The 6939-nt window shown below is 68.9% G+C and carries 9 protein-coding genes; 4 read left to right on the plus strand and 5 right to left on the minus strand.

Annotation, left to right across the window (positions count from 1 at the left end):
* Nucleotides 1-47 precede the first annotated feature (47 nt).
* Nucleotides 48-1067, plus strand: a complete 1020-nt coding sequence (locus ABZX37_RS05245; protein ID WP_354736171.1) for an amidohydrolase family protein — start codon at nucleotides 48-50, stop codon at nucleotides 1065-1067.
* Here ABZX37_RS05245 and ABZX37_RS05250 read toward each other — a convergent pair.
* Nucleotides 1056-1469 carry an SRPBCC family protein gene (locus tag ABZX37_RS05250; protein WP_354736173.1) on the minus strand — a complete coding sequence of 138 codons (414 nt, stop codon included), beginning with the start codon at nucleotides 1467-1469 and terminating at the stop codon, nucleotides 1056-1058. The genes ABZX37_RS05245 and ABZX37_RS05250 overlap by 12 nt on opposite strands.
* 108 nt (nucleotides 1470-1577) lie before the next feature.
* On the opposite strand from ABZX37_RS05250, the gene ABZX37_RS05255 reads away from it, so the two are divergent.
* On the plus strand, nucleotides 1578-2387 hold the full coding sequence (locus tag ABZX37_RS05255; RefSeq protein WP_354736175.1) for a helix-turn-helix domain-containing protein: 810 nt from the start codon (nucleotides 1578-1580) through the stop codon (nucleotides 2385-2387).
* A 73-nt stretch (nucleotides 2388-2460) separates the two neighbouring features.
* Here ABZX37_RS05255 and ABZX37_RS05260 read toward each other — a convergent pair whose 3' ends face one another.
* Together ABZX37_RS05260 and ABZX37_RS05265 are read right to left on the minus strand one after the other, a co-directional pair.
* Nucleotides 2461-3261 carry an ABC transporter permease gene (locus ABZX37_RS05260; RefSeq protein ID WP_354736177.1) on the minus strand — a complete coding sequence of 267 codons (801 nt, stop codon included), beginning with the start codon at nucleotides 3259-3261 and terminating at the stop codon, nucleotides 2461-2463.
* Entirely contained in the window at nucleotides 3258-4235 is a 978-nt protein-coding gene (locus ABZX37_RS05265) for an ATP-binding cassette domain-containing protein (RefSeq protein ID WP_354736179.1), read from the minus strand. Before ABZX37_RS05265 ends, ABZX37_RS05260 begins: the two co-directional genes overlap by 4 nt.
* Nucleotides 4236-4343: 108 nt before the next feature.
* Between ABZX37_RS05265 and ABZX37_RS05270 the strand changes: the two genes are divergently transcribed.
* Together ABZX37_RS05270 and ABZX37_RS05275 are read left to right on the plus strand one after the other, a co-directional pair.
* Nucleotides 4344-5297, plus strand: a complete 954-nt coding sequence (locus ABZX37_RS05270; RefSeq protein ID WP_354736181.1) for an endonuclease/exonuclease/phosphatase family protein — start codon at nucleotides 4344-4346, stop codon at nucleotides 5295-5297.
* Nucleotides 5294-5722: an acetyltransferase gene (locus ABZX37_RS05275; protein WP_354736183.1), complete on the plus strand. Its 429-nt coding sequence runs from the start codon at nucleotides 5294-5296 to the stop codon at nucleotides 5720-5722. Before ABZX37_RS05270 ends, ABZX37_RS05275 begins: the two co-directional genes overlap by 4 nt.
* On the opposite strand, the gene ABZX37_RS05280 is transcribed toward ABZX37_RS05275, so the two are convergent.
* The gene (locus ABZX37_RS05280; RefSeq protein ID WP_354736185.1) at nucleotides 5709-6512 is read right to left on the minus strand and encodes a Sir2 family NAD-dependent protein deacetylase; all 804 of its coding nucleotides are present in this window, start codon (nucleotides 6510-6512) and stop codon (nucleotides 5709-5711) included. The genes ABZX37_RS05275 and ABZX37_RS05280 overlap by 14 nt on opposite strands.
* Nucleotides 6505-6813, minus strand: coding sequence for an antibiotic biosynthesis monooxygenase (locus ABZX37_RS05285; protein WP_354736187.1), 309 nt, complete (start codon nucleotides 6811-6813; stop codon nucleotides 6505-6507). The genes ABZX37_RS05280 and ABZX37_RS05285 overlap by 8 nt, the downstream gene beginning before the upstream one ends.
* Between the last annotated feature and the right edge of the window lie 126 nt (nucleotides 6814-6939).

A 6939-nucleotide genomic window follows, 5' to 3' on the forward strand; every position in this document is an offset into this window, starting at 1 on the left:
CAGTGATACCATTCATTGAGTATCACTGGAAACGTCGAGGAGCTGTCATGCGCATCGTCGCCCTGGAAGAACACGTGGTCCTGCCCGTCCTGCGCGACGCGTGGGCGAAGGCGGGGGTCCAGCCGCACGGCTATCCCGAGGACCACCCGGTCACCAGACGCTTGTGCGACGTCGGCGACGGACGTCTCGCCGACATGGACGAGCAGGGCATCGACGTAGCGGTGTTGTCCCTGTCCACCCCCGGTGTGCAGAACCTTCCGGCCGCCGATGCCGTGCCCGTCGCGCGGGAGGCCAACGACGCCCTCGCTGAGATCGTCGCCGCGAACCCCACGCGATTCCAGGCCTTCGCCACCCTCCCGACTTCCTCGCCCGAAGCCGCCGCCGGGGAGCTGGAACGCGCGGTCGCCCTGGGCTTCCGCGGCGCGATGCTGTACGGCCGCACCGGCGACAAACTTGCTGACGCACCGGAATTCGACGATCTCTACGCGACCGCCGAACGGCTCCGCGTCCCGCTGCACTTCCATCCCCAAGCTCCCGTGCGAGCGGTTCAGGAGGCGTATTACTCGGGGCTGCCCAACGGCGTCGGGCCAGCGTTGGCGACCGCCGGACTCGGCTGGTACTACGACCTCGGCGTGCAATACCTGCGGATGATTTTCTCCGGAGTTTTCGACCGGCACCCGGATCTGCAGGTGATCGCCGGGCACTGGGGCGAGGTGGTGCTGTTCTACCTCGACCACGTCGGCTTCCTTCAGGAAATGGCCGGGCTGCGGCAGCCGCTGGCCGACTACTTCCGCCGGAACTTCTGGATCGCGGGCAGCGGCACGGTCAGCGAACGCTACCTGCGCTGGACGGCGGAAGTGGTCGGTACAGAGCGGATGCTCTATTCGACCGACTATCCCTACACCTTCGGCACCCGGCCCGGCGATTTTCCTTACCTGGACACGAGTGGCGGGGTCGCACGGTCGTTTTTGGAGAAGGCGCCGTTCAGCGAGGACGAGAAAGCGGCCATCGGTTCCGGGAACTGGGAGCGGCTGACCGGCCATCTCGCGGGAGCCTCACTCGGGTGAGCCTAGGTGATCGAGAGTCCGCTTGATCACCTCCAGCCCGGCCGACATCGCCTTGGTCATCGGCGCGGCCAGTTCGTCAGGGAGCACGTCGCGGGTCCACACCAGCCGGCACCGCTGTTCGCCGTCGGCGAGGACCTGCATGGAGGCGTTGTCGTGTTCGGGCTGGACGTCGCCGCCGACGACCGAGTAGACGATCCGGCATGCGCCGTGGTCGACGCCGACCCGCCGTTCCCGGACGACCGTGCCGTCGGCGAAGGTGACGACGCGGCAGTCCGCCTCGGGCACGCTGTCCAGTACGAATCCCGGTGCCATCCGCCGGGGACCCGCGGCGAAGTCGCTGATCACCTCCCACACGTCGTCGGCACTGGACTCGAGCACTGCTTCTTCGCGGATGGTCGCCATGTCTCCTGCTTCGTTTTTCGGGCTGTGACAACGGATCCTGCCCGGTCCCGCTCCGTGAGTCTTGAAGATCCTTGCGGAATTGTCAGACCCCCGCCGTAACCTCCGGACGTGCTCTCCTTCGCCGATCTCGCCACTCGTCCGGAGTTCGCCGTCGGGTCGGTGGACTGCCGGGACGATCACCGCGGCTGGTCGGCCGAGCGGCCGCGCGAGGACGTGCGGCTCGTGCTCGTGCGCCGCGGCGGGTTCCGTCGCCGGGTCCGCGGGGTCTGCACGGACCTCGACCGCACCGTCGGTTACCTCGGGATGCCCGGCGAGGAGGAACACTTCGCCCATCCTGTCGGCGGTGACCAGTGCACCTCGATCGCCCTGACGCCCGCGTTCTGGCGCACCCTGGCGGGCGACGCACCGCTGCTGGAGCGCTCAACGCTGTATGTGGACGGCCCGCTCGACCTCGCCCACCGACGGCTCCTCGCCGCCACCCGCGCCGCCGATGCCGACTTCGCGGCGACCGAAGGGCTGATTGGCCTGGTAGCCGCAGTGGTCCGGCAGGTCGTGGCCACGGCAGTTCCGGACAGCGACCAGACAGGCGATCGGGCGCTGGCAGCCCAGGCCCGCGCCGCGATCGGCGCCGACCATCCCGCGGCGACCGGCCTGATTCCGCTGGCAGCCCTGCTGGGCGTCTCACCTTACCGGCTCAGCCGGGCCTTCACCCGCGAACTGGGAGTGTCACTGACCCGGTACCGCAACCGCGTGCGCGTAGCCCGTGCGCTGGACCGGCTGGAGGCAGGCGAACCCAGCTTGGCCGCCCTCGCCGCAGACCTCGGGTTCGCCGATCAGGCCCACCTGTGCCGAACCGTGCGGGAGCACCTCGGACACACCCCGACCGCAGTGCGCAGGCTGCTCGCGACAAAAAAGTGAGTGCCTGTGCCCGGCTGTGGAACCCGGACACAGACACTCACTCACAGCGTCCACACCCCCGTGCAGGACGCCCTCAGACCCGCTTGCGGTAAGCCCACGTCGCGAGCGGGAAGAACACCACGACCGCACCGGCCATCCAGGCCAGCGAGCCGAGCAGGGAACCGCCGTACGCGCCGCCGTTGAGCAGGCCGCGCATCACGTCGGACATCAGGCTCACCGGGCTGATGTCCGCCCAGGCCTTCAGCCAGCCCGGCATCGTGGCCGTCGAGACGAACACGTTGCTGCCGAACGTCAGCGGCATGATGAAGACGAACATCAGGCCCTGCGCCGCGCCGGGGGACTTCATCAGCATCCCGACGAACACCGAACCCCAGCAGAAGCACAGGCCGAACGCGATCGCCAGCAGGATCGCGAGGACGAACTCCCCGGGACCGGTCTGCACGCGGAAGCCCATCACGGTCGCCACGACCAGCAGAACCGCCAGGCACACCACATACCGCACGAGGTCCGCCAGCACCGCGCCCACCAAGGGTGCCGAGCGCGCGATCGGCATGGCGCGGAAGCGGTCGAAGACGCCCTTCGTGATGTCAGTGTTGAGCTGCGTGCCGACCGTCAGCGAGGCCTGCAGGATGTTCATCACGATCAGGCCCGGCACGAGCGACTGCAGGTAGTTCTCGATCGAACCGCCCAGTGCGTTGCCGAACAGGTAGGTGAACATCAGCAGGAAGATGATCGGCATCAGCGTGACGTCGGCCAGCTGTTCCGGGTTCTTGCGGATCTTCAGGATTCCCCGCCAGGCAAGGGAAAACGCGTGTTTCGTGCCTTGGGCGGGACTGATGTGCCGGGGCGGGGCCACGGCGGTCGCGGTGGTCATGACCGGCTCCCTTCGAGCTCGCGGTCCGGCTTCGGCTCCTCGGCCGCGTGCCCGGTCAGCGCGAGGAACACCTCGTCGAGGCTGGGCAGCCGCAGCGCCAGCTCGTCGGAGGTGATGCCCGCCGAGTCGAGGCGGCGCACCAGGGTGGACAGCAGCACCGGGTCGGACACCGGCGCGGTCAGCAGCCCGGTCGCGTTGTCGCGGATCGGCCGGACGCCGGTGAGCTCGGCCAGGATGCGGTCGACCTCGTCGAGATCGCTCAGCGACGTCGGCCGCACCTGCAGCGTCTGCCCGCCGACGCGTCGCTTCAGCTCGTCGGCGCGGCCGTCGGCGACCACGTGGCCGTGGTCGAACACGGTGATGCGGTCGGCCAGTTGGTCGGCCTCCTCCAGGTACTGCGTGGTGAGCAGCACCGTCGCGCCGTCGGCGACGAGGCTGCGGACCACCGCCCACACCTCGTTGCGGGCGTGCGGGTCGAGTCCGGTGGTCGGCTCGTCCAGGTACAGCACGGCCGGACGGCCGACGAGGCTCGCCGCCAGGTCGAGCCTGCGCCGCATGCCGCCGGAATACGTCCGGATCGGCCGCTTGGCCGCGTCGGTCAGCTCGAACCGCTCCAGCAGTTCGGCCGCCCGCGCCCGCGCGTCGCCCCGGGACAGGTTCAGCAGCTTCCCGATCAGCACCAGGTTCTCGGTGCCGCTCAGGTCCTCGTCCACCGACGCGTACTGCCCGGTGAGCCCGATCAGCCCGCGCACCCGGACCGGGTCGCGGACCACGTCGTAACCCCCGACCGTGGCGCGCCCCGCGTCCGGTCTCAGCAGGGTGGCCAGGATGCGGACCGCGGTCGTCTTGCCCGCGCCGTTCGGCCCGAGCACCCCGACCACCTTCCCGAACGGGACCTCGAGGTCCACCCCGTCCAGCGCCTTCGTCTCCCCGAAATGCTTGACCAGGCCCTCGGCCTGGATCGCATGCGACATGATGCCTCCTCCTGTGTCGCTCCAGCACACAGTGGACGGAGGCGCTGGCAAGCCGCGCACACGGCGCTGACACGGACCTGTCAGCGGGGCCCCGGCATACTCGGGATCATGGTGATGGAGGCGCGGAAGCGAACCCGGCTGGTCACGGGCCTGCTCGTGCTGGTCGGACTGCCGTTGCTGGCGGTCGCCGTGCTGCGCACGATCGGCTGGGACGGCAGCGGCTGGTACCTGACCGCGCTGCTGGCGCTGACCCCGTACTTCGTCGTCTACGGCGTCCTGCTCGCCGCGCTCGCGCTGATGCTGCGGCGGTGGTGGATCGGCTGCGTCGTGCTGGCGTTGTCCGTGCTGCTGGCGGTGTACGTCGCGCCGCGGGTGATCCCCGACGCCCAGCCCGCGGCGCACGGGAAGACGGTGCGCGTGCTGGCGGCCAATCTCTACCTGGGCCAGGCCGACCCGGCGGCGCTCGTGCGGCTGGTCCGGGAGCATCGGATCGACGTGTTGAACCTGGTGGAGATGACACCCGCCGCGATGTCCGGGCTGGAGAAGGCCGGGTTGTTCCAGACGCTGCCTTACCGGGTCATGCATCCGGCGTCCGGTGTGGACGGTTCCGGCATCGTGTCGCGGTATCCGCTGACCGAAGAGGACTTCACCGGCGATTCCGTCCAGAAACAGCCTGGTGCGGAGGCGGATCTCGGCGGCGGGACGACCCTGGAGATCGTGGCCGCGCATCCGCGTTCGCCGGACTCCGGGTATTACCAGTGGGAACAGGAGATGCGGGACCTGTCGCGCGCGATCGGCGAGCACGGCCTGCGCGTGGTGGCCGGCGACTTCAACGCGACTCTCGACCACGCCGCGCTGCGGACGGTGCTGTCCCGCGGCTATGTCGACGCGGCGGAGGCACGCGGCGACGGCATGGTCCCGACCTGGTCGACTGCGACGGTCCCGCTCGTGCCGCTGGATCACGTGCTGGTGGACCGCCGGGTGGCGATCCGGGATTACCAAGCTTTCGAGGTGCCCGGGAGCGATCACCGGGCGGTTTACGCGGAGGTGCAGCTGCCATGACGACCTTGCGGCCGAGCAACGGGGAATACCCGCGTCTGCTGGAGATCTGGCGCAGCGCCGTCGAGGCGACGCATGACTTCCTGACACCGGCGGACGTCGAGTACTACGCCACGCGCGTCCCGCTCTACTTCCCGGAAGTGGACCTGACCGTGGCGGAGGTTGACGGAATCGCCGCGGGTTTCTCGGGAATCGCCGAGGGAAAGCTGGAAATGCTGTTCGTGCACGACGATTTCCGCGGTCGTGGCGTGGGAACGGCTTTGTTGCGCGCGGCGCTGGACCGTTTCCCGGACCTCACCCTGGACGTGAACGAGCAGAACCCGCGGGCAGTCGGTTTCTATTTGCACCACGGGTTCGAGGTCGTCGGCAGGCAGGAGACCGATTCGGACGGCCGCCCGTTCCCTCTGCTGGAGCTCAAACGAGCTTGATCAACGTCTCCAGCGCGCCCGCGGCGATCGAAACCCCGCGCCCGTGCCGGATCCGCGGTTCGCGCGGATTGATCCGGATCAGCGCACCCGTTGCCGCGCTGGCGAGTTCGGAATACCGCCGGACCGTCGGAACCGCTTGTCCGGCACCGATTTCGACCACCACGATGTCGCGATGCGCACGACGCCAAGCGCTCAGTTCGTCCAGTTGTTCCTGACTCCGATCGGGGACCCAGTCGAAATCCCCGAACATCAGGATATTCGGCCGCGCCAAACTGCCGCACCGCGGACAGGACGGCAACGGCGGCCGGGCACGCATCGTCGCCTCGTCGATTTCGACCGTGATTTCTGCGGCCGACCAGATCTCCCGTGAACACCCGGCGAGACACTGCAGATGGTGGATCGACCCGTGCGCCTCGGCGACGTGCGGAAACCCCGCCGCCTGAAACTGTCCGTCCACATTGGACGTGAAAACCCGAACGCCGCCCGGTTTCGCCAGGCCCCATTCGAGCAGCAGCCCGAACCCGCGATGCGGCACCGTTTCCCGGTACAGCTCGAGCCGGTGCCCGTAAAAACCCCAGGCCAGCTCCGGATCCGAGGCGAAATGCCGCGGGTCGGCCAGCTCCTCGAACCGCAGCCCGAGCCCGGCGTACGGCGGATACGCCCGCCAAAACCCTTCCCCGCCACGGAAATCGGGCAGGCCGGAGTCGACGCCCATCCCGGCACCGGCGCACACGAGCAGCGCGCCGGCGCCACGGATCAGCTCGGCGGCGCGGGCGAGTTCGTCACTCACCCGGCTTCGATGCCTGCACGACCTCGAACTCCAGCAAATTCGCGCCGGTCGACACCGGGTTCTTGCGCTCGCCAGCGTGCGCCTCACGCGCCGGACCGCCAGCCCAGGCCTGGTAGTGCTCCTCGGTTTCCCACTTCGTGTACACGAAGTAGCGCTTCTCGCCCGCGACCGGGCGGAGCAGCTCGAAGCCGAGGAACCCCTCCTGGTTGTCGACGGAGTGCAGCCGCGCGGCGAACCGCTTCTCCAGCTCGGGGCCGGCGCCTTCGGGGACCTCGATTGCGTTGATCTTGACCACTGTCATAGCCCTAGCGTACTTACTGTGTTTGATTGCACCGACTCCGTCGGTGCGGCGGGATCGCCTTTAAGTCGGCGTCTGACGGAGCTGCGTACCCGGCCCGGGGGGCCGTGCACGCAGCTCCGTCAGACG

Origin of the sequence: Amycolatopsis sp. NPDC004079 (genome assembly GCF_040610415.1) — a bacterium.
Classification (GTDB): domain Bacteria; phylum Actinomycetota; class Actinomycetes; order Mycobacteriales; family Pseudonocardiaceae; genus Amycolatopsis; species Amycolatopsis halotolerans.